We start from the raw sequence: 22,701 nt of genomic DNA on the forward strand, positions 1-22,701 counted from the left end.
TAACCTGAATCATGCGCTCAGTGCTTTATAGCTCTGAGCCGCTAGAACGTTTTCTCTATTACTTGGTTATTATTGGAGGGGTTATGTCCCTTTTTGTTGCCTCCCAAATATTGGTTGGTTTAGCTGCGCTATTCGATATCGCATCGTTTCAGTTTAAAAATCGTACGCTACTTTTGTCCGCATTAAGCATATCGGCATTATTGATTGCCGCGCATTTTGCCCTACTTACTGAGTGGACTGCGGCATGTTTACTGGTAATAGGAGCATGCCGTTACTTAGCAGGAATCTTCATTTCAAACCCTAAAATAAAGTGGCTGTTCTATTTCGTTACTTTGTTAGGTACTGTTTTTACATTTAGTGGTTTAACGAGCATTCTGAGTTGTACCGCGTCGCTATTACATACGAAAGCTTCGTTTAGTAGCAACGACAAGCTAATGCGTTGGCTGATGGTTATTGGGACAGGAGTGTGGGGTGTACATGATGTTATCGTTGGCTCACCGGTAGCGGTGTTAATAGACGTTTTGTTTATCGCAAGCAGTGTCATTGGTTACTATAGAATACATGTTAAAAGTCCATGCCTTGAGAATTAAGTGTTTTTTTTCATGCTATTATGTTTGAAGTTGGCGTGACGAAAAACAGAAATATAACAAACGACTATGGCGTCAGTGATTAATTTTTGGCTGTATTTTCATCCCATATGGCGCCACCTCTCAGCATAGAATTAAGGGTCACAGCGATCTTGCGTACACACGCGATTATTACGACTTTCTTAGGCATCCCGGCAGCTAAAAGTCGAGCATAAGTCGCTTTGAATACGAGGTTACATTGCATGGCTGACATCATTGCCATATATAACACTGTGCGTACTTGCGTTCGACCGCCTTGGAGCTCGCGCTTACCTTTGTAGCGTGCACTTTCGCGTGTTATTGGAGCGACACCAATGAGCGGCATATTTGCTATTGTAGTTAGTAGTTAGTAGTTAGTAGTTTAGAGCGAGTTACCGACTTATGAAGTATGACCTTACCATTTTGGTCTACGGCATGAAGACTAAAGTAGTTTTTAGCTAGGTCGATACCGCAGAAATAAGAATAATCAGACATGGTGCCTCCGATGCATTTAAGTACCACATAAGTGTGGCAGATCCTCGGTAGGGGGAATCCATGTCATTCGTTAGCTGGGTTTTAATTTTTGCAGAAACTTTACAGCTTCAATATGCAGTAGTCTTTCGTACCTACGGCTTAAATGTTTAAATTGCCTTAGTTTTCTCTTATAGGTTAAAGGTGTCTATTGTGAGTAAAGTATTGGTTAGTTCATGTTTACTTGGGTGCAAAGTTCGTTATGACGGCAATGATTTAAAACCTGAATCTCCTGAGTTTCAGAAGTTTGTCGAAGCAAATGAAATTGTCTCTTTCTGCCCTGAAGTTGCTGGAGGTTTGCCAACACCTAGAGTTCCGGCTGAAATCTGTGGAGGCGATGGCACTAACGTCATCGAAGGCTCTTCGAAGATCATGGGAAAAGATGGCTCTGACGTAACAAAGGAGTTCCTCAAGGGAGCTAGGTTAGCTTTGAAAATTTGTCAGCAGGAAAATATCTCAAGTGCGATTTTAACGGATGGGAGCCCTTCTTGTGGCAGCTCTCAGATTTACAATGGAAAATTTGAAGGAACAAAAGTTGTTGGCATGGGCGCCACTACTGCATTACTTCGCCAAAACGGTATAACTGTTATGAGTCAGCATGACGTTGCTAACTCTAAAAATAGCCTAAGTGAGTAGCTTGTAATACACTTAGTATCAAGTTTGAAGTGCGACACTTTTTACAGATGCGCATGAATATACTCCGTTGGTGTTCTATACCCAAGCCTTTTGCGTGGGCGCGTATTTAATTTATGTGCAATTTCAATGCAGAGCTTCTGTGTCACGTGTGACATAGAAGTTCGTTTTGGTAAGTATTGTCGTATCAAGCCATTGGTGTTTTCATTAGTCCCTCGCTCCCATGAGTGGTATGGATTTGCAAAGTAAAACAGACAGTTATGATGTTTTTCTAGTTGTGCATAACCATGAAACTCAGTGCCGTTATCCGCAGTTATCGTCTTGAAAGGTAAGTCAGAGCGGGTCATGATTTTGCTCATTCTTACGTTGAGCGACTCGCTTGTTCTGTCGTCCATTTGCCCAATAAAAGTGTAGCCTGTCATTCTGTCGACTAAAGTCACGATACAGTGCTTGGTTCCGCGGCCAACGACGGTATCAATTTCCCAATGACCAGGCTCTTTTCTATGCTCAGCATTTGCTGGTCTTTCGGTAATATGACGCTTTGCAGCTAGCCGTCCACGGCTGTCTTTTGAGTTATACCTTTTCCGCCTTTTCTTAGTGGATTGGCGTAGGTGCTTCCATAGTGTTCCACCGAGAGTTTTGTCGTTCCAAACGTACTGATAAATGAGCTCGTGGCTCATTGTTGGATAGCCTTTTACCCTCAGGTATCCGACGATTTGGTCAGTACTCCAATCAAGTCGTAGCAAGGCTTCAGGTAACCTGAAGTCGATTTCGCTGTAGCGCTTATTTCTGCGCGAGCGACTCAGCCGGTTGCGAGCCATTTGTTGGGCTCTCCACGCCTGATAGGAGTACCTTTTAAAGTGTCTGTTGTATCGGGAATTGCGTTCAATTTCTCGATAGATAGTAGCTTTGTGACGACCCAGTTGTTTAGCTATTATAGCGGTACTAATTCCTTGCTTTCTGAGTGCAGAAATCATATACCTTTCGTTCTCAGTGAGGTGCGTGTATCTCATGTTTTTTACTTCTTGGCGGGAGCAAACTTCATGATTATCGCATCTCACTGTTTTTATGTTCAGAGGTGTCGCACTTCGTACTTGAATCCAAGACAACTAACAAGAGACTAAAGCAGATTCACACTAATTGGTTTGATTCACCTGTGTTGATTAATGTGCCAGGGTTTAGATTAGGCGGTGATGCGCTGACAAATAATAGAGGGATCATGAGTAAAATCTATTTCGTATGTGGCTTTATCGGTTCGGGTAAAACGACTTACTCTAAATCGCTTGCAGAAATGCATGGCGCTTTTCGTTTTTCGATCGACGAGTGGATGATTCCTTTGTATGGCGAGCATATGGAGCGTGAGGTTTTTGATAGCCGACTGGCTACGCTTCAAGGCTTATTCAAGGACTCTGCAATGCAACTCTTTGCTTTGGGTATTCCTGTGATTTTCGACTTTGGTTTTTGGCGTAAATCTGACCGAGACTCTTTTACAAGCTGGGCATCAAACCTAGGTGTGGACAGCGAAGTTCACTACCTTGATGTTCCGTTTGAGACTTGTAAGAAGAGGGCATTTAGTCGTAACTCGAAACTCAATGGTAAGTCTTATGAAATGACACCAGAAATGTTAGATCTGTTTTGGTCTTGGTTTGAGGTTCCAACTTCAAATGAAAATGTTGTTTGGGCTCAACAGCAAGCTCAATAAGATAAGTCTTCGGGCGCGAAGGTGAGTGGTCTTTTTGTTATTTAGCTTGTGTTCTAAGTCGCACGTTACATTGGGTTTATGAAAGTCTGAGTCGTCCATCGAATAGTCGTGAAGTAAGGGCATTTCTCACGCCGTATTTTTGGTAATTAGTTCTTCCTGTCGATTATCGAATTTGTCCTAAATCCACTATTAAGGCAGGGTACCCAATGAATAGAACGCTATGGTTCGCACTCATTTCGCTTTTGTTTTCAATGACAATGGTATTTTGTACATACAGTTATGGCCCAGAGAGCCACGTTGAAGTAATAACACTCACTTTAGTACTGTCGGGCCCTCTAATTTTCACTTTTGCGCTTGTTGTCATTTTTTGTGGCGCACCAATCACTAACAGGTACAAGTTACTTGGAACCGTCGCCATTTGTGTGCATGCATTTACAGCCTCACTGCATCTGCTGTGGAACGGTTTTATGTTTGTCGATGTGATTAATAAACAAGGCTTAGGTCCGGGACAAGGTTATTCTGGTTTGATACTTTGGGTGGGTAGTATCAAGGCGATGCTACTTGGTTTGGTTGTGGGAGTATGCCTGCATTACTTGCTACGATTATTTAGAAAGGCCGCAGTAAGATAGCGGTTGGCTAGTTAGTGGGTTGTTCGTTGTCTATAGGAGTTGTCGCTGTGTTTTATAGTAAGGAATTCAACAAGGGATTGCTGCTCATCCTTGTTGCGTTAAGTGCTTTCATTGTCGTTACCTCGGATAATAACCCTGGGACATTAATCACTCACGCCATCAATGGTCTAATTGCTTTGCTCTTTTTCTCCATGACAATTGAGGTCAAAGACAATGTACTAAGCTGGTATTTCGGCTTTGGTTTTTGGCGTAAGAATGTCGAAGTATCAGACATTACAGAGACATCGTTCTATCAAAGCAAGTGGTATCAAGGTATTGGTATCCGAATGCTGAATGATGGCTGCTTGTATAATGCATCGATAGGTTCAGCGCTGAAGTTAAGCTTAAGCAATCGAAAGCATGTTTACATTGGTTGTAAGGATACGGACGGTTTAAAGCTGGCCTTGAAAACCGCTAACGAACAGATAACTGAAAAATGATTTACTACGCTTGGCACTTTTCATATCAAGTTGGACTAATTTTTAAGGCTCTATGCTTTAAGTGAGCTGCACTTTAATATCTCAACAAGTGAATCGGAGATTGAATGGACAAAGCAATCAAAACACATTTCGATGAGTATCCCGATGATGTTCGAGCTCGGCTTGAAGAGTTGCGTGCATTAATTTTTGAACTTTGTTCTGATTTGGATTTAGGTGACGTCGAAGAGTCTCTGAAATGGGGCGAGCCGAGTTACAGCGTTAAGACGGGCAGTCCAATTCGAATCGATTGGAAATTAAAATCGCCAAATAACTATTACTTGTTCTTTAACTGTCAAACGAAGCTAATCGACACATTCAGAGAATTGCACGATGGCACATTGGCATTTCAAGGTAATCGGGCAATCATCTTGAACCTAACTGAACCACTTCCCAAAGCACCAATCAAGCAGTGCTTAGAGTTAGCCTTAACTTATCAACAACGAAAACATCTACCGCTTCTTGGCGCGTAATTCTTACGCGCTGTCATTATTTTTCTTAAACTGGTTATCTGTGTTCTAGCTATCACTCTTTAAAGCGTTAAGACTGTACCATCTTGATTAGTATCAAGAGGCTAGGGAAGCTCTATAACCAACGCTGATTGTATTGCTTACCGTTTAAAAAGTTGTTCTAGTCACCTTGTATTTCAGACTTAAAAGGAAGTTGTATGAATTTAGATAAAGCCAAGAAACGCATCGCAAAGCAGGTTAAAAAAGGCGACCACGGATACCCAAAAATCACGTTAGCGTACTACGGAGCGACCAAAGAACTCGCAACGGAAGTCGCGGTTCAATTCATGTTGGGTGAGGGCGATGGTGTTCAAGAAGAGCGTTTTTCTTGTGAAACCGAAATTCGAGATAATGAACTAATCCAAACGACGTTACTCAAGATAATCGAGCGCGCTAATGTTAACTCAGTGATTGAAGTTGAAGGCGTAGCTGTTCTTTAGTTTTGTAAGAATCAGTCGGCGTGCTAGAAAAATTTACTCATAATTTATCAAGGAAGAAACGTTATGAAATTAGCTCAGTTAAATATCGCTTTGGCGAGATACCCGTTAGATGCGCCAGAAATCAAAGAGTTTGTCGATAACTTAGAGTTGGTTAATGGAATCGCAGAAAGCAGTGAAGGGTTCGTTTGGCGTCTGAAAGATGAATCTGGTGATGCGACCAATATCCAAGCTTTTGATGATCCGAATATGATTGTGAATATGTCGGTGTGGGACTCTGTAGATTCGTTAAAGAACTTCATGTTTCGCACACATCACCGTGATTTTATGCGCCGAAAGGGTGACTGGTTTCATCGTTTACCTGAAGATACTTATGTTCTTTGGTGGATCGAAGAAGACCGTATTCCCACACTCGAAGAAGCGTTAGAGCGACTTGAACACCTCAGAGAAATCGGTGATACGCCGTATGCCTTCACTTTTAAAACCAATTTTACAAAGTCAGAAGCGCCAAAGTAGCGTTCATAGATAACCAAGGTTATGTTTTTTAGACGTTTTATAGCAATCCCCGTGAAGATGAGTCGATTGTTGGTATGATGTTTCTATAGTCTTCGAGAGGTTTAATGATGTTGAAAATGAAAAGTAGTGTACTTGCGGTGTGTTTATTTGGTTTCAGCATGGTTGCTACTGCTTCAACACTGGAAGAGTGTGCCAAACTCCTTCCAGATGGTCACACGTATAAAGTAGAGATCATTTTAGACGTAGATAAGACTGAGAAGGATCCAGTGGTGAAAGGCAGTTTTGGTGTGACGGGCGGAGCCGATGCGCCAGATACTTTCGATATCGGTGGTTTTGTCGAGTGTGCTGGTCCTCTGATCAAAACCGTAGATACAGACAGCAACGATGCGTCTAATTCCTAGTCACTGGTTGTCGCGTAAATAGTTCACTTTCGTCATGGAAGACATGATCAGGGGTACTTAAACTAGGTTGAGGTGAATAGGTTAATTATGGGCGACTATTTAGATATTTGGTTTACGGTTACCTCCTTAGTTTTTATTGTAAGCTTACTTTCAGCTCTTTTTGTTGGGGTCTGGCGTAAAAATATAAAAGCGTTGATTCTATTAAGTGGAGTCGCAGCAATCAGTATCGTTCTGTTTCTCTCTCAGAAGTATCAAATCCGAAAGCTCCTCGCTGAAGAGCTGAGCGTGTCGAGTTTCGTTGTGGAGGCTCATGAGGAGTTTGAGGAATCTAAATTGTTAGACTCTTTGAGAAGTAGTAACTACGTAACGATAAATAGAACGAAGCCTTTATCAAAAAGTAAAGTACGTATTGCTATTAACTCTGGCGAGGTTGAGTTATTGATAGCTCAAGACTCTAAGAACGAAGAACTGTTTTGGATCTATTACCCTAAATACCGATTTAGTCGTTTAAACCCAATTGGAAAGGTACATATCCGTTAAACATGGGTGCACAATTGCCACAGCGACTTTCAGTAACAAAAATACCGCCGATGATTTCGGCGGTATTTTCTTATTAAGCTTATCTGAACGATTACAGCTTATTGTTTAGGTGAACAGCGTGTAGCTTTGTTAGTTCACAGAAGCTAACTCGACACTTTGTGTTTCTCTAGCGACTTTCCAATCTCCACCTAACGCTTTATACACGGCAATCGTGGTGTTGGCGGTTTGAAGCTTGGCGGCTACTTGGCGATCTTGCATCGCTTTTTGTTGTCTTTGTGCGTCTAGCACCGATAAGTAATCGACTAGGCCTGCTTTGTATAGCGACTTTGCTTTGTTCACCGCGTTATCGACGGCAAGGGTAGCTTCATCGTTTGGCTTGTTTTGAGGCAGTAAAAAGCCAGCCGATAAATCACTATCAAAGCTGGCTTTGTGTTCACATTGGACAAGACTGCTCTATTTTTCACCTTGGACTAAGCAGCTGGTTCTCTCACTTTAGACCATACTGGTTTAGCGACCGCGACCATTAACCATAACGACGATCGTTTTTGTTATGATGCTCAGGTCAGTGGCAATCCAAGATTTCATAGAACATAGACTCAGTGCGTAGCTGTGATCAAAACCTACTTTACGACGTACATCATCGATGCAGGTGTCATAACCTTGGTTCACTTGTGCAAGCCCTGTAATACCCGGCATTACGCCATAAGTGCGGTCAGCAAAGTAAGGGATTTCGTTCTCTAGTTTAGTGTAAAAAGTAGGGCGCTCAGGGCGTGGACCAATAAGAGACATTTCACCTTTTAATACATTAAACAGTTGTGGCAGTTCATCGAGACGAGTCTTTCTCAAGAATCGACCAACCGGTGTGATTCGTGGGTCATTCGCGGTTGCCCAAACTGCACCAGAGCGAGTTTCTGCATCTTCGTACATGCTACGGAACTTCATGATTTCAAATAGTTCCATTTTCTGTGGTGTTGATTTACCAACGCGAAGTTGGCGGTAAAAAATAGGACCACGAGAAGTGAGTGCAATCGCCATTGCAATCAGTGGAAATACCGGTGCTAGCAGAATCAAAGCAATCAATGAGCTTACCAAATCAAATGTACGTTTAGCTCGTGAAATTTTGTCTTGGTATAGGTTTTGAGTAGATAGCTGTTCAATGTTCATCATAATAAGTCCTTAATGATTCGCTCGTGTCCAAGGTGAGTTTTCTAGTCCGATTAGGTAACGTATGCCACCAATGAAGTTGGCGTAGTGTCCAACTATCAAATAAGAGATTAATGAAATAGGTTTGTTTACTAAACGCTTTGGCAAGATACAGCCAATTACGCCAATGGTATAAACGGTAACTTGAGCCCATAACAGTGCTTCGAACACCAAGTAGTTGCTAAGCAAGATGGAGCACACTAAGCACACAATCATTAAATATGGTGTTAGGAGGCGAAGTCCTTTTCCTGAGAAGAACGCAAACGCGATGCCTTTGAACTTCGGGCTGAACAAGCCGAACAATCGAATCGCTTGTTGCATGTTGCCCGCTGAAATACGAAGTCTTCTTTTGAAGTCTGTTTCTAGGTTCGATTCTTCTAGCTCTAGTGCCACCATTTGGGTTTCATACTCAGCAATGTAACCTTGTTTTACGATTTGCATCGGTAAGATGAAATCATCATTGATGGTATTTAAAGGAAGTAGTTCAAAGAGGTGTGTTCTGAATAAGTAGAAGGCGCCATGAGAACCTAAGCTCGAACCTAATGAAGCCTCAGACTCTTTAACGGCGGTTTGGTACTGCCAGTAAGTGTTTTCGCCTTCGTTGCCTGTTGGGCAAAGCTGATACGTTGCGTTTACCACGCCAACCTTGTCACTTTCAAAATGAGCGGCAGCAATAAGTAATGCATCCAATGAAATAAGGGCGGAAACGTCACTCAATGCTGTAAGGTCACTGGTGATATGTGTCACTTCCTCATTAATAACCGCTACTTTACCTCGGTTCAATTGGTGGTCATGTATCTCAAAATGAATATCACTACACATCGCTTCTTGGATGGTCATCTGAGCAATTGCGACCGTGTTATCGGTACAACCATCGCAAGCGATAATGACTTTCAGTTTCTTTTTTGGGTAATCGAGAGAAGCAAGGTTACGAACCTTGTCTGCAATCCACTGTTCTTCGTTAAATGCAGGAACAAGAACTGTGATGGTCGGTAACGTGCAATCTTGTTGTTCCTCTTTGTAACAACGATGACTCTCTTGAACTTGACGTGCAGGGTGGTTTTTCGCGTACCAGCGCAGCAATAAAGGGTAGGCTGCGTGATGATAGACAATCAACGCACCTGAAAATAAACAAAGTCCGGCAAGTAACCAATCGATCATGCGTAAGCTCCTTCTGAGATGCTGTTGTAAGAGGCAACCATATTCACTATGTCGAAGTTGTCTAGTACATAGTGGCGGGGTGACAAAAAGCGCTCATTTTGAGTTTCTAGTAACGCATTGGCTAACTCTATAATGCTGCCCTTTTTAACAAGGGTGCTACTGATTGGGCATAAGGTTTCATCGACAGCGCCAACGTCCATTGCGACGGTTGGAATATTGCACGCTTGAGCTTCGAGTGTTGAAAGAGGCAACCCCTCGTGGCGAGAAGGAAGGCAGAAAGTATCCAACGCTCCGTAAAACGTGGTCATGTCGTCGACTAGGCCGAGGAAGATGACGCGGTCACTGAGATTCAATCGGCCAGTGAGTTGCTCTAGTTGATTGCGTTTCGTACCGCCGCCAGCAAATGCAACAACCATGTTTTCAGGTAGAAGAGTCAACGCTTTGATGAGTTGGTCTTGGCCTTTGACGTGTTCTAATCGACCTGCACAGCCGATGATGTGTTTGTCTGTTGGTAGGTTTAGGTTTGCTCTTGCATGCTCTTTCGACATTGGCTTAAATTTCTCACAATCCACACCATTTTTGATGGTAATGATGTTCTCGTAAGAAAAAGCGGTGCGGAGCTGGTTGTAAACACGTGTCGCGTCGGCAACCAACGTTGGCTGAGCAGCTTTTAAAGCAAGCGCTTGTAAACGGCGACGTTTACTATTGTTTAGGTGCCAAGCATCATGTTCAGTATGAATTCGAGTTGGAACACCCGTTACGCGGGCGGCATATCCAGCATAAAGTAGGGGGCCGATGTGATGGGTATGAACCGCATCAGGTTGAATACCATTAAATGCTTTAATCAATTTGATGATGATATTGAATTGCACACCTGGTGGCTTATCCAAAAAGACGATCTGATTTTGGTACTGCTTTAATTTAGGCCAGTTGTTGATCGAGTCTTGTTTTGTTCCTTCTAGACTGACAATCAACACTTGGTCTGTTGGTTTAGCAAGGCGCAGCAAATCAAGAGTTAGGGTTTCTAAGCCACCCGGAGCAAGGTGCTGAACAACGTGTATGATCTTTTTGCCATGCTTCGTTAAATGCGTATTCATAATTTGAACCCTGCCTTTATAATTCTTGTTTCGCCTTTCTGCCGTTTCTCGTGAAGTAACTTCTTTAAAACGTTTAACTACACAAGGAGATAGCAGGAGTTGTGCCAACTAAATAATCTCTAATTTTCAATTACTTAAACACGGTTCGTCTGAGGCGGTTTTCATTTCTCAAAATGGGAATCAAAACAAAATGCGATTGAATGGCTGTTTGGATCATAGGGCTTAGGGAAATTAGGAAGTGGGTTTAAGAACTTGGGGTGTTAGACAAGCAAAACGCCAATCGAGTGTTGGCATTTATTGTAAGGGAGCAAACCTCAGGTAAGGTCTGATTTTAAAGCTGACTAGCTCATTTTAGGAATTACCGTTATTACTGGAACACCCAAGATATCTTCGATTTCGGCTTTACGTTTGATTGTAGAATCGAATAACTCAAACAATACCGCAAGACCAATGCCCAATCCGATGCCTGCAACAAATCCAGCCAGAACAAAGATAAAAGTCGGCATGTTAGATTTCATGCTAGGTGTGAAAGGCAAGTCGATAATTTTCACACGTTTGTTTTGCTCGAATACCCCAAGCGAACCCGTTAGCTGAGCCATTTCATAACGTTCTGTCAGTTCATCATAAAGTTGGCGCTTAATCTCAACTTGTCGCTTAAGACGGTACATCTCTTTTGCATTTTCACCGAAGTTATTGGCCTTGTGTTCTAGTTCGAAAATCATAGTACGAAGGCTTTTGGTCTCTTCTGTTAAAGACTCAAAGCGAGCACGAACCAGTTGTAGGCTATGTAGTTGAGTGACCAAAAGAGGTTGGGTATCAGAAAGTTTGTTCAGTGTCGCGCTACTTGCAATGTCCCAAAGTTGGTCACTGTTCATCGTTGGTTGGGTTACTTCGAGTAAACTTTTTCTCTCATTTTCAAGTCTGTCTAATTCACGGACTTTAGCTTGCACAGCACTGTGTTTGTCTGTGTATTTAGCTTGTAACAGGGCAAGGTCGCTTCGAATATCGATGATTTGGTCTTCTAATTTACCTATCACAGGGTTGGTTCTTGAAAGTTGTTGGTCAATTGAGCCAAGACTTTTTTCAACGCCCGATAACTCTGCCTCTTTTTCAGCAAGGTTCTGTTTCAGCGATGCTAAGCGGTTTAAGCTTTGGCTTTGTACTTCTGGCGTCGATTGCACGTTTTCGTTCATGTACAAGGCCAATGCTTCTTCTGCTGTTTCAAGTTCAATACGACGCTTGTCTATATGAATTTTTAAAAAGTCACTTGAATCTTCAATAGATGAGCGTTCCGGCGCTAACAATTGTTCAATGAAATGTTCACTGACCGATCGCAGCGTCGCTTCCATTCCAGTTGGAGTGTTGGACGTTAAACTGATCTTGAGAAAGTCTTTTCCAAGCTGAGTAACTGATAAGCGTTGAGACAAGTCGGTGATGATTTCTTCTTTTTCTAGATCTGGCATATCTGGTGTGGTTAGCTGCAATTCATCAGCGACCGAGTAAAGAACATGTCGACTGTGTAGCAGCGTTCTTAATGCATTGAGTCGGTCTTTGAGCATGGTAGAAACGGCTATGTCTTCCAAGAATGGATTCATTTTGGCGGTTTCTTGAATCAACATACTGGTATGCGCGTCATATTTGGTCGGAGCCAACTTGCTTACACCGAAGCCTACAAAGGGCAAAATAAGCATTGGTAGAACGATAACGTAGCGTTGGCGCCACATGGCATTGATGATGGCCAATAACCGCAATTTCAGATTATTCATAATAGCTCCAACATCCAATGAACGAAGTTACCACGGTTCTGCCAACTCTCTTGTTCGACGACAGAGATAGGTGAATTGCTCAGTTGGCGCGCATGGTCAAGCGCCCAAATTATTTGATTTGCACTGCCAACAGTCGTTACGTGCTCTTGGTATGGAACTAAAGCAGGGAATGGCGTTGTGATAATTGGTGTGCCGGCCGCAAGGTATTCCATTAGTTTAAGTGGGCTGCAAGCTCGGATCTGCTCGTTATCAACAAACGGCAATAAGCTCACATCCCAGTGTTGAGAATAGCTCGGTAATGTATGGTGCGGACGTGGGCCTAGGTAATGTACGTTACTCAACTTAGGCAGCATGAGCGTATCAAGCTCGTTTGGGCCAATAAAAACAAAATCCCATTCCGGCATTGCATTCGCAACATGATCAATTATTTCATAATCAAGCCACTTAGAAAGGCTGCCATAAAAACCAGCAATAGGGCGGTGGTTACTTGGTAAATCTTTTGCTCTTGGTGCTGGTGTTGAAAATAGGTTTACGTCGACACCATGTGGTAGCAAGTGTGCTTTATGCTTTGGAAACTTATCCATCAACTTTTTGCTGGCCGCGAATATAAGAGTCGCTTTGTTGATCAACTCCGATTCGTGTTGCGCTACCGTGTCATGATCAACACCTGCCAAAGCGCTGAAATCATCGCCACAGTAATAAACCACAGATGACTCACCTAAGTGTCCGCACAAATCAACAGCGGTCGGAAGTGAAGTCCACAGGATAGGCGAATTAAGATTAAGTTCAGCAATAACCGGTTTTATTTGGTGTAACATCATTTGCTGAGCCAACTTTCTAGAAAACTTAGAAGCAGGCGCAGGAATGGTCTTCAAGTTCACGATCGTAATGTTGTCGTGTCCCTCAGAGTCGAGCATGTTTTGAGTCACGGCTTTGGTTTTACCAAACAATTTGTTGAACGCTCGGGTTGCATCTTTAGCGGACAGCTTCGGTTGTCTTAGACCAATAGAGTTGACCCATAAGACTTTGTGCTGCTTAGCAAGGTGACGAACTAAATGTTGAGTCTATGAAGGTAGGCCACCAAAATCTTCACCAAATACGATTAAATCACGCATGGTCACCTCCATGAGTCTCTAACGAATCGAATACATCGGATTCAGTCACTTCAACGGATTTAATCTGACCAACAACTCGAGCAGGGTTACCGCCAGCGATTGCAAAGGCAGGGATATTCTTTGTTACTACACTACCTGCGGCTATTACCGCACCTTCGCCGATGGTTACGCCACCTTTAACCGTTACATTAGTGCCTAGCCACACATCAGGTTCAAGTATGATGTCGCCGATTTGCTGAGGATCATCACCTTCACCTAGTGCTCGGCGTTTTGCATCAAGTGGGTGTCCAGAGTATCCAAATAGGAAAGCCCCCCCAGCAATGCGTACGTTGTCAGAGATAACCACTTTTCCTCCAACAGCGATAGTCGACTGCCAACCGATGTCGACATTGTTACCAATCGAAAGCAATGGATGTTCTAAGCCTTCCAATGGTTGCGTACAACCAGAGAATGTAGTGTGCCCAGAGATACGGCAATTGTCGCCAATCGAAATTTGTACCGGCCCGCTCACGAAAGGTAGACCACCATACAAATACAGGCGTTTACCACATTGAGCCACACGACCTTTAAAAGCTGGTGTCCAGTAGAAGAAGCGAGTAAAGCCAGAAAACAAATTCACCACTAGCTTGTGCACTTGATATAGGCAGCGATTAAGTATTTGAGGAGTAGGTAGCTCTGCGCTTCTGATATTTTTCAAAATGAAAAACACATTTCTAATTCGAGAATTAGGATGAAACTTAAGCCAATGCTTGAATTGATGTATAGATACTGACGTCATAATGAAACTCCTCTGTCTTGTTATATAGAAGTACTTTCATATACTGTGCCATTTAATAAAATCAATATTTTCAATTGGTTAAGAATAGGCTTTTAGGTTTTCTCATTTTGACAGGCAGTTTGAGATATGTTCGCGATAGCGACAACCAGTGCTGCGAGGATATAAATAGGCCAATTGAAGCCTTGCGTTAGAAAAGTTCCTGACACGATGGTGCCGATCAACCCAGCATATACAGCGTAAGCGGCGGCATTAAGGTTTGGATCTATGGTGTTAGTTGTTTCTGAAAGCTGCTTCAGTGTGGAACGTATGGTTTTGATCAGTGAGGTAATCAGTATCACGAATATGATGAGTCCTAGAAAGCCGGTTTCTGCAAGTACGCCAAACCAAGTACTGTGAACAGCATGGTTTAAACCATCCCAGTGGGAACTGTAGAAGAAGTAGTTGGAAAAGAAGTTATCCAAACCGACTCCGGTTAAAGGGTTATCTAGCGCCATCTTAAAGGCAGCTTCCCAAGCATAAATCCGCCCCATAGCTGATTCATCGATACCTTGTTCAGCCGCACCGCCAGATGCTCGATCTGAAATCCCGGCAGCGAAATAAAGGCCAATCGCTCCAATTGCTCCCAAAGTAATCAACAGTGATTTTGAACGAATGATTTTGAGCGCAAAGATCCCGACTACAGCAAGTGAGCCAAGCAAACCACCTCGACTTTGTGTGGCAATAACGGCAGCAAGTAATAAAACCGTTGCACCAACACTAATGATACGTCTTGTTACCGGGATCCCCGTCGTGGTCGCTTGACTGATAGCAAAGGCTAATGGGAACATAAGAACTAAGGATAGGTCATTCGGGTCGCCTAACATCGAACCAAAGTCACGACCTATAGTTACGCGACTGCCTTCCACTAAACCAATCCCGTTGATTGAATTATTAATCGCGATGCTAGCAACTAATGACCCCGCACAGATAATAGCGGTCGAAGTCTTGACCAAATACTCTGCACTGTTTACTAACCAAACGATGGCGAGTGTCATCACCATTATTTTCCAGTAAACACCTTTGAATTCCGCCAGAGCAATCGCTCTATTAGACGCGAAGATAATACCAATGAAAACCAAACCCCAAAATATGGCGAGCCAATTCAAGCAAGGGTGCCAAAATATTTTAAGCTCTTTACTGATTAATGCATGCCAGAGTAGGGCTGATAGAGCGCCTAGTGAGAGCATCAGCGGTATTTTTAGTGAATAAAGTTGAGGTATTGCTTCGTGAATTCGGAAAAATGAAAAGACAACGAACAGCAACACTAACCAAAATGTCTTGTTTAAAACGAATAATCCGGCTAATGGCAGAAGAGCTAGCGCTACAATAACAGCGGGATGAGGCACAAAGTACCAAACAACACCAAGCCCAACACATAAGGTGCTGATCATAATGATGACTGGGAATCTATTGGCTTCTGGGTTGATCATTGTTACCTCTATATCGCAAATAAACTGGCTCACCAATTTTTTAAGGCGTAGTGACGCCTGATGTTAAATATTGCAAAGCGAGTGCCAGTTATGCATTTTGTTTAAGCTGCTGATTTAAGGTTATATTACAGAGGGAGGTGGTAGATTTGAGTTGAGGTTTTTCATTTTGAGAATCACTATAAAACTGACTAGGGTGCCCAAATCGTTAAGCCAAAGCGATCAACCCTGACTACGACTCGTTTTAGCGGTCGAGTTGATAGATCTCCAACAACTGCGGGATAACAGCTTGTGGCGAGTATTGGCTTTTGACGGTTTCTATCGCGTTACTCTTTAGAGAGTCGCGTTGTTCACTCGTCAATGACATCCACAAAGACAAACACTGTTCTAGTTCGGCTTCAGAATGGGCTAGGTAGCCGTTAACTTGATGCTCGATGAGTTTAGGTAGGTTGCCAACTGAGGTGGCGAGAACGGGAATACCGCGAATCATGGCTTCTAATGCGGCCATCGGTAAGCCTTCGAAGCGAGAAGGGATAATCAACAGATCGATTTGGCTCCAGACATCACCCATATTAGTCTGATGCCCGTACAAGCTAACATTATCAGGTTGAGATTTAACTAACGTCTCCATTTCTGGTCCGTCACCAAAAACGTCAAACTGAACCTCGGGAAACTGTTTAGCTAATGTCACAAATCGATCTGGCGCTTTTTCATGGCTTAATCGACCCACAAAACCAACGTGAATTTGGCTTGATGAAGGGGAGCTTGTTAACCCGGTTGGGACTTTAACAAAGTTATTCAATTGATAAGTCTTACTGGGCACTTTCGCTTTAATCTTCTCACTGACCACGAGCGACTGATCAGAAAGAAAGCTGCTGTAACGGTCGAGCCAGTCATAAACCCACACCTTGCCTGTTGGGGTTTCACCTGCGTGATAAGTGGTGATTTGCTTTGTGTTGTTGAAACGAGGTGGGAGTTTGATTAACTTGCTGACCAAACTGGCTTTGTAACCATGAGCATGGATAAGCCTTGGCTGATAATGTTGAACGGCACGTTTAAGCTGTGCCGCGCTATTGCTGCTTGAATCTGCCGAGCAAGAGGCTAAATCGGAGAGGTAACTAAAAGGGATGTTCAGCGCATTCAACTTTTCAACGATGATCGCTTCAGGACTAAACTTAGTCAAAAGAACGATGCGAACAGCCTCTGAATAATGAGCGCTTTCAGAGATCAGGCCTTGTGCTAGTTCTAAAACATGCGTTTCTATACCTCCAAAAGTTTGGCTGTCGATCAACAGCCAAATCTCATGAAGGTTTACGTCGAGTACACCTTGGTTAGGCTTGATTGTACTCATCTTCCGATTCCCAAGCCTGTTTCTTACGATAAACAGTAGAAGGGCTAAGTTCTAACAGCACAGCAGCGTTTAACACATTCCCATCGCAATGATTGATGGCATGTTGAATCGCTTCACGTTCTATTTGCCACATTGGACGAATAGCACCTTCGCTTGTGGTAAATGCAGGCGTCATCGGCTCGTTGTGAGTTTGAGCAACTGACGATTGCTCCAACTCTTCCGGAGTAATCGGTGGCAACTTAGCTTCTGGTGCTTCAACAACAGCAGGTTGGGGCGCAGTTACTCGAATTGGTGTCACTGATTTAGATGATGGAGCTGTATCTACTTTATTAATCGGAGGCGGTAACATGTCTTTAGTCACACTCGTTTCATCGTTCAACACCACGATGTTACGGATGATGTTTTGCAACTGACGCACGTTGCCTGGCCAAACATAACGTTTAAGTAGATTCTGCGTTTCTTTGTCTATTGATTTGAACTTCTTCTTGTCTTGTTTCGCGTACAGCTTCAAGAAGTGATTAGATAGGGTGACGATGTCACTTCCTCGTTCACGAAGCGGTGGCATCTCGATAGGCACAACGTGAACACGGTAGTAAAGGTCTTCTCTAAAACGTCCTGCTTCTACTTCAACCAGTGGATCGCGGTTGGTCGCACAGATAATTCTGACATCCACTTTAATCTCTCGGTTGCCACCAAGTGGGGTAAATGTACCAGTTTGCAAAAATCTTAGGAGCTTCTTCTGCATCTCCAATTCCATTTCACAAAGCTCATCGAGAAATAGGGTACCGCCATGCGCTTGCATCGCCGCGCCTTTACGGTCGGTTGTTGCGCCGGTAAACGCACCTTTAACATGACCGAAGATTTCACTCTCCATTAGGTCTCGAGGGATAGCGCCACAGTTAATGGCCACGAAGGGTTTGCCGTTACGCTGGCTCTCCTGATGAATGGCTTCTGCACACACTTCTTTACCCGTACCACTTTCGCCGTTAATAAATACGCTAGCAGTGGTTGGCGCTACAGAATCAATGATTTTATAAACCGCCTGCATAGGTAGGCAAGAGCCGATGAAATTATGAAAGCGATCACGATCGAACTTACTTTGCATGTTATCGACGAGGTTTTCGAGTTTCGCTCTTTTTAGATGTAAACGAACTGAAGTTTTAAGTCGATCTGCTTGAATGGGTTTCTCTAAGAAGTCTTCCGCACCTCGCTGGATAAGATCTACAGCAATGTTTACTGAGCTATGTGCTGTCGCGATAATAACTGCGGTCGGTATTTCGTTCGCGCTAATCCAATCTAAAACTTCTTCCCCCGGCATGTCGGGCAGCTTGAGGTCGAGAATAACAAGCTGAGGAGAGTGCCTTTCAATGAAGGTTTTAGCTTCCGCGCCGGTTTCGACGTGAAAAATATCGTAGGGCTCATCTTTTACGTACTGCTTGTAGAGTACGGCGAGCGACGTGGAGTCTTCAACTAACAATACCTTAGGGCGCATTGTATATTCCTTTTGAAACTTTATCCTAACTAACCAATAACATAGTGATAGAGGCCATCAATACGAGTCTTGTGCATTTGTTATCTACCGCATGCAATCTTTTAAAAAGCGGGCGGTATATTTTCCCGAATTGTTTGTCATGCTTGAACGTATCTTAATGGTGACTATATTGATAAACGACTATGTTGAGTTTTTAATTCGATACCGATATGAACATCTAATGTTAACTAAAGCCAGCATCTTTCCTTTCAAGCAAGGCTTTTATTGAGCGTTCTGCGAGTTCTAGTAATTCGTCAACTTGTAGAAATGCCGCATCATGATTTTGGTTTAAACATTGCTTTTCTAGAGCGCGAGCTAACTCACCCAAGGGGCGATTACCTAATGAAAGCGCCGTGCTGCCGAGAGTGTGGACCTCGAACTCAAGTGTCTGAGCGTCTTTCTGAGTGACAGCCTCTTTAATGGTAACCAAGCGTGTTTGTGTTTCTTCGACATAGTGGTCGATCAAGATCGGGATAATGTCCGCACTTGTATCTCGAATCATTTGCTCTAGAACGCTTTCATCCACAAGTTCGCTAACTTCTCGTGAGTTGAGATCTGCGGGTGCGTCTGACGCTAAAGTAGAATTGATCAAACTAAGTCCTTTTGTTGAGCCTAATATTCATGAGTACTATTAAGTTCTAGTCATTTTCTAGAATAATTTCAACTGGTTGCCGTGCAAATAGAGCAATTAATTGCTATCTCGCTTACCTTACTACCGTGTTTGTGACAAACCTAACGGGCTGATTTAATTTGTTTTCTCTTATGAAATATAAACTTAGGTGACTATAAAACGTAACGTGCGGGTAGAGTGTGGGCGAAAACGAGGTCGATACAAATAAAAAAGACCACCGCAGTTAAATAACAACAGTGGTCTTAGGAGGTGTTAAGCAATTTTGACTAATTTAAACAGCCGTACTCTAAATAACGAACAGTAGAACTACGAAGCCTTATCAATCCTTGGCTTTGGGTCGACTTCTACTTCTTCCTCGCTACTTTCAGAGAAGATGTCGGCAACAGCGCTTCTCTCCAGTTCACCTTTCAGATTACCTTCTTCATCAACAACCGGAAGTGAGTAGTCACAAGACATGGTGTCTGGTAGCACTTCTTCAATCACGGCATCAGGCAAGATAGCAGGGACTTCTTCGTATATCTCTTCGCTGAAATCATGCACCGATGCATCTTCAACGGCATCTTGTAGGCTCTCTTGAGTGACTAAGCCTTGATAGCCATCATCCGTAACGTGATAAGCGTAATCGTTCTTCAGCATCTTCATTTGCGCGAGAGCACCTTCTATTGTTTCCGATGTGATTCGGTAGAGAGGGGGCTGCATAACGGTTTCAACGGTCAATGCACGAGCACGGTTTACGTCCTTAACAAACGCTTCTACGTAGTCATCGGCAGGGTTCAGAAGAATCTCATGTGGTGTGCCTTGTTGTACTAACTCGCCGTCTTTCAAAATTGCGATTCGATCGCCGAGACGGAGTGCTTCATCCAAATCGTGAGTGATGAAAACAATGGTCTTATGAAGTTTCTCTTGCAGCTCGATAAGCTGATCTTGCATTTCACTTCGGATCAAAGGGTCGAGTGCCGAGAAGGCTTCATCCATTAACAAGATTTCGGCGTTGGTACACAAAGCGCGAGAAAGGCCAACACGTTGTTGCTGACCACCAGAAAGTTGGGCAGGGTACTGATTACCGTAGCCTTTCAAACCTACAGTCTCTAACCACTCGTTGGCTTTCGTTAAACGGTCTTCTTTTTTGATGCCTTGTACTTCCAACCCGTACGCAACGTTTTCAACCACAGTGCGATGAGGCATTAAGCCGAAGCGTTGGAATACCATCGACATTTTATGACGACGGAACTCTTCTAACTCTTTAGTATTGAGGCTCATGACATCAATGCCTTCGACCATGATCTTACCTTGAGTAGGGTCAATTAAACGGTTGAAGTGACGAATCAGAGTTGATTTACCCGAGCCAGAAAGTCCCATGATAACGAAGATTTCACCACGGTTAATCTCGAGGTTAATCTCTTTCAAACCGACGGTATGCCCAGTATCTGCAAGAATTTCATCTTTGTGTTCGCCGTTATGAACTCGGTTCATCACAGACAAAGGTTTTGGTCCAAACACTTTGTATAGGCCACTAATCTCAATCAATGGTTTAGTCATGCTTGAATCCTCCTAAATGCGCATTAGTTCTTCTTGCGTACGCCTGAGAAGCGCGGTCAAAAAGGATTGCGAGGGCAACGATGGCGAAACCATTCATCAGGCCTAATGTGAAGTACTGGTTGGTGATCGATTTAAGAACCGGTTGTCCCAGGCCTTTAACACCAATCATGGATGCGATAACAACCATAGACAGTGCCATCATGATGGTTTGGTTGATACCCGCCATAATCGTTGGCATTGCTAGAGGAAGTTGAACACCCCACAAGCGCTGCTTTTTGCTCGCACCAAAAGCGGTAGCGGCTTCAAGGACTTCTTTGTCGACTAGGCGTATGCCTAGGTTGGTTAAACGAATCACAGGTGGAATCGCGTAGATAACCACGGCGATTAGCCCTGGAATCTTACCTATACCAAGTAGCATTACCACTGGAATCAAATAAACGAATGCCGGCATGGTTTGCATGATATCGAGCATCGGCGTAACGATAGATTGCGCTCGATTTGAACGAGCCATCGCAATGCCAATCGGAATGCCTAAGAATATCGAAACCAAGGTACACACAGTGATGATACTGAGTGTCCGCATGGTGTCTTCCCACATTCCAAAGTAACCAATGAGAAGTAGAGAAACAACACAACCTAACGCCAGTTTCCAAGAACGGCTTGCTGCGTAGACAAGGCTGGTACACACGGCGAGGACAATAATCCAAGGTGTTGAGATAAGGAGTTTTTCAAACCAAACAAGGAATGAAAGAAGAGGGTCAAAGAGAGATTCAATCATTTCGCCGTATTCACGGGAAAATTCACGGTATGCGCCATCTAGCGTCTTTTTTATGGTTCGTAAATCAGAGCGTTCCATCTCTGGAAAGCTTGATAACCAATTGCTGTCAGCCATTTTATATCCTTATAGTTCGGAGCCACTTGTTCATGCGATAGGAAAATCGGCAATGAAAAGGGCTCCGAATCATGAATAACATCAAGTATAGCGACGTTATTTCTGTTTTATTGTTGAAGCGTAATTACTCGTTGATCCAAGCTCTTACAGTTCAGCTTCAACTTTCTTAGCCACTTCTTGAGAAACCCATGGGTGCCATACTTCTGGGAATTCACTCAAGAAATGCAAACTCGCTTCTTCACCATCAGCTTGGTTGTCTTCCATCCAAGCAAGTAGCGAGTTCATTTTGTCGTTGGTGAAACCACGTTTAGTAAAGTAGTCGTACGCTTCAGGTGCTCGTGAAGCAAAACTTTCAGTGGTAATCGTGTGGACGGGTGAAGGCGGGTACATGGTCGCTTTTGGCGATTCACAATCTTCTTTGGTGGTACAGTTAAGGAACTCTTCCTCATTTACGCCACTGCCAAAGTCGACTTTAACCATGTCGTATTTACCTAGAACAGCGGTTGGTGCCCAGTAGTAACCAAACCATGCTTCTTCACGTTCATAAGCTTTTGCGATAGAGCCAGATAAGCCGGCACTCGAGCCTGGATCAACAATCGTGAAACCACTGTTTTCTAGCTCAAGAGCATTAAACAAATTTCCGGCGCTGATCTGACAGTTCCAGCCTGCAGGGCAGCTGTAGAATGCAGATGTATCTGGGTCTTCAGGGTGTTTGAATAAGCTAGCGTTCTTGCGTACGCCTTCGATGGTTGCCATTTCAGGGTATTGTTTAACTAGGTAAGCTGGAACCCAAAAGCCTTCTTCGCCGCCGTTCACAAGTGCTTTACCTGCGTAGCGAAGGCGTTTTTCTTCAACACCTTTATCCAATGCGTCTTTTAAGCTGTTGCTCCAAAGTTCAGGGGCAACATCAGGCTGGCCTTTTTCGATCATAGATGTGCCTGTTGGCATCGTGTCGCCAGGGATAAGTTCAGCATCACACCCATAACCGTGTTCTAGGATGAATTGGTCGATATTGGCGATCAGTGTTGCAGAGTTCCAGTTCATATCTGCGATTGTTACGCTGCCACATTCTCCAGCGTTAGCATTACCGCTGGCTGCTGCTACTAACAAAAATACGGAGCTTAACTTGTATTTCATATTGAGTTTCCTTTCT

General features: G+C 43.4%; 23 protein-coding genes and 4 pseudogenes. 10 read left to right on the top strand and 17 right to left on the bottom strand.

Translation table 11 applies throughout. The features are described from left to right. The first annotated feature begins 83 nt into the window (after positions 1-83). On the top strand, positions 84-590 hold the full coding sequence (locus BCU34_RS06135) for a YgjV family protein (RefSeq protein WP_102479360.1): 507 nt from the start codon (positions 84-86) through the stop codon (positions 588-590). A gap of 79 nt (positions 591-669) precedes the next feature. Here the strand turns inward: BCU34_RS06135 and BCU34_RS06140 are convergent. Beyond that, positions 670-945: pseudogene (locus tag BCU34_RS06140) on the bottom strand (transposase); the annotation flags it as partial. Between the two features lie 29 nt (positions 946-974). Further along, a pseudogene (locus BCU34_RS06145) lies at positions 975-1,100 on the bottom strand (IS110 family transposase); the annotation flags it as partial. Between the two features lie 189 nt (positions 1,101-1,289). Here BCU34_RS06145 and BCU34_RS06150 point away from each other — a divergent pair. Next, positions 1,290-1,772 carry a DUF523 domain-containing protein gene (locus BCU34_RS06150; protein ID WP_102479362.1) on the top strand — a complete coding sequence of 161 codons (483 nt, stop codon included), beginning with the start codon at positions 1,290-1,292 and terminating at the stop codon, positions 1,770-1,772. Positions 1,773-1,813: 41 nt separating this feature from the next. On the opposite strand, the gene BCU34_RS06155 is transcribed toward BCU34_RS06150, so the two are convergent. Continuing rightward, positions 1,814-2,782: an IS30 family transposase gene (locus BCU34_RS06155; protein ID WP_108167794.1), complete on the bottom strand. Its 969-nt coding sequence runs from the start codon at positions 2,780-2,782 to the stop codon at positions 1,814-1,816. A 206-nt stretch (positions 2,783-2,988) separates the two neighbouring features. Between BCU34_RS06155 and BCU34_RS06160 the strand changes: the two genes are divergently transcribed. From BCU34_RS06160 to BCU34_RS06195, 8 genes are all read left to right on the top strand, one after another. Further along, the gene (locus BCU34_RS06160; protein WP_102479199.1) at positions 2,989-3,471 is read left to right on the top strand and encodes an AAA family ATPase; all 483 of its coding nucleotides are present in this window, start codon (positions 2,989-2,991) and stop codon (positions 3,469-3,471) included. A gap of 206 nt (positions 3,472-3,677) precedes the next feature. Continuing rightward, positions 3,678-4,100 (top strand): hypothetical protein, encoded by a 423-nt coding sequence (locus tag BCU34_RS06165; protein WP_102479193.1) that lies wholly within the window; start codon positions 3,678-3,680, stop codon positions 4,098-4,100. A gap of 26 nt (positions 4,101-4,126) precedes the next feature. Beyond that, complete coding sequence (locus tag BCU34_RS06170; RefSeq protein WP_102479194.1) at positions 4,127-4,579, top strand: hypothetical protein; 453 nt, start codon at positions 4,127-4,129, stop codon at positions 4,577-4,579. 104 nt (positions 4,580-4,683) lie between these two features. After that, a complete protein-coding gene (locus BCU34_RS06175) occupies positions 4,684-5,088 on the top strand; it encodes a DUF1801 domain-containing protein (protein ID WP_102479195.1) in 405 nt (134 codons plus the stop codon). Between the two features lie 194 nt (positions 5,089-5,282). Beyond that, complete coding sequence (locus BCU34_RS06180) at positions 5,283-5,564, top strand: hypothetical protein (RefSeq protein WP_102431969.1); 282 nt, start codon at positions 5,283-5,285, stop codon at positions 5,562-5,564. Positions 5,565-5,627: 63 nt separating this feature from the next. Beyond that, positions 5,628-6,077, top strand: a complete 450-nt coding sequence (locus tag BCU34_RS06185) for a DUF3291 domain-containing protein (protein WP_102479196.1) — start codon at positions 5,628-5,630, stop codon at positions 6,075-6,077. A gap of 104 nt (positions 6,078-6,181) precedes the next feature. Then, positions 6,182-6,478, top strand: a complete 297-nt coding sequence (locus BCU34_RS06190; protein ID WP_102431967.1) for a hypothetical protein — start codon at positions 6,182-6,184, stop codon at positions 6,476-6,478. Positions 6,479-6,565: 87 nt separating this feature from the next. Further along, positions 6,566-7,018 carry a hypothetical protein gene (locus tag BCU34_RS06195; RefSeq protein ID WP_102431966.1) on the top strand — a complete coding sequence of 151 codons (453 nt, stop codon included), beginning with the start codon at positions 6,566-6,568 and terminating at the stop codon, positions 7,016-7,018. Between the two features lie 129 nt (positions 7,019-7,147). Here the strand turns inward: BCU34_RS06195 and BCU34_RS06200 are convergent. The 14 genes and pseudogenes from BCU34_RS06200 to BCU34_RS06265 form a co-directional block, all read right to left on the bottom strand. Beyond that, positions 7,148-7,444, bottom strand: a pseudogene (locus tag BCU34_RS06200) (hypothetical protein); the annotation flags it as partial. A gap of 81 nt (positions 7,445-7,525) precedes the next feature. Then, complete coding sequence (locus tag BCU34_RS06205) at positions 7,526-8,185, bottom strand: sugar transferase (protein ID WP_102431965.1); 660 nt, start codon at positions 8,183-8,185, stop codon at positions 7,526-7,528. Between the two features lie 9 nt (positions 8,186-8,194). Next, positions 8,195-9,382, bottom strand: a complete 1,188-nt coding sequence (locus BCU34_RS06210) for a glycosyltransferase family 2 protein (RefSeq protein ID WP_102479197.1) — start codon at positions 9,380-9,382, stop codon at positions 8,195-8,197. Beyond that, a complete protein-coding gene (locus BCU34_RS06215) occupies positions 9,379-10,479 on the bottom strand; it encodes a glycosyltransferase (RefSeq protein ID WP_102479198.1) in 1,101 nt (366 codons plus the stop codon). The genes BCU34_RS06210 and BCU34_RS06215 overlap by 4 nt, the downstream gene beginning before the upstream one ends. Positions 10,480-10,820: 341 nt before the next feature. Beyond that, positions 10,821-12,245 (bottom strand): GumC family protein, encoded by a 1,425-nt coding sequence (locus BCU34_RS06220; protein ID WP_102478763.1) that lies wholly within the window; start codon positions 12,243-12,245, stop codon positions 10,821-10,823. Next, positions 12,242-13,360: pseudogene (locus BCU34_RS06225) on the bottom strand (glycosyltransferase). Before BCU34_RS06225 ends, BCU34_RS06220 begins: the two are co-directional and overlap by 4 nt. Continuing rightward, positions 13,353-14,138 carry an acyltransferase gene (locus BCU34_RS06230; RefSeq protein ID WP_102478762.1) on the bottom strand — a complete coding sequence of 262 codons (786 nt, stop codon included), beginning with the start codon at positions 14,136-14,138 and terminating at the stop codon, positions 13,353-13,355. The pseudogene BCU34_RS06225 and the gene BCU34_RS06230 overlap by 8 nt, the downstream one beginning before the upstream one ends. Before the next feature lie 92 nt (positions 14,139-14,230). Then, positions 14,231-15,607, bottom strand: a complete 1,377-nt coding sequence (locus tag BCU34_RS06235; RefSeq protein ID WP_102478761.1) for an O-antigen ligase family protein — start codon at positions 15,605-15,607, stop codon at positions 14,231-14,233. Between the two features lie 241 nt (positions 15,608-15,848). Next, positions 15,849-16,955 (bottom strand): glycosyltransferase family 4 protein, encoded by a 1,107-nt coding sequence (locus BCU34_RS06240; protein ID WP_102478760.1) that lies wholly within the window; start codon positions 16,953-16,955, stop codon positions 15,849-15,851. Next, positions 16,936-18,447: a sigma-54-dependent transcriptional regulator gene (locus tag BCU34_RS06245; RefSeq protein WP_102478759.1), complete on the bottom strand. Its 1,512-nt coding sequence runs from the start codon at positions 18,445-18,447 to the stop codon at positions 16,936-16,938. Before BCU34_RS06245 ends, BCU34_RS06240 begins: the two co-directional genes overlap by 20 nt. Before the next feature lie 223 nt (positions 18,448-18,670). Then, positions 18,671-19,075, bottom strand: coding sequence for an Hpt domain-containing protein (locus tag BCU34_RS06250; RefSeq protein ID WP_102431977.1), 405 nt, complete (start codon positions 19,073-19,075; stop codon positions 18,671-18,673). Positions 19,076-19,423: 348 nt separating this feature from the next. Next, the gene (locus tag BCU34_RS06255) at positions 19,424-20,656 is read right to left on the bottom strand and encodes a quaternary amine ABC transporter ATP-binding protein (RefSeq protein WP_102478758.1); all 1,233 of its coding nucleotides are present in this window, start codon (positions 20,654-20,656) and stop codon (positions 19,424-19,426) included. Next, a complete protein-coding gene (locus BCU34_RS06260; RefSeq protein ID WP_102431955.1) occupies positions 20,649-21,548 on the bottom strand; it encodes an ABC transporter permease in 900 nt (299 codons plus the stop codon). The genes BCU34_RS06255 and BCU34_RS06260 overlap by 8 nt, the downstream gene beginning before the upstream one ends. 144 nt (positions 21,549-21,692) lie before the next feature. After that, positions 21,693-22,685, bottom strand: coding sequence for an ABC transporter substrate-binding protein (locus BCU34_RS06265; RefSeq protein ID WP_019823101.1), 993 nt, complete (start codon positions 22,683-22,685; stop codon positions 21,693-21,695). Positions 22,686-22,701: the final 16 nt, after the last annotated feature.

This window comes from Vibrio sp. 10N.286.45.E10 (assembly GCF_002874195.2).
Lineage (GTDB): Bacteria > Pseudomonadota > Gammaproteobacteria > Enterobacterales > Vibrionaceae > Vibrio > Vibrio crassostreae.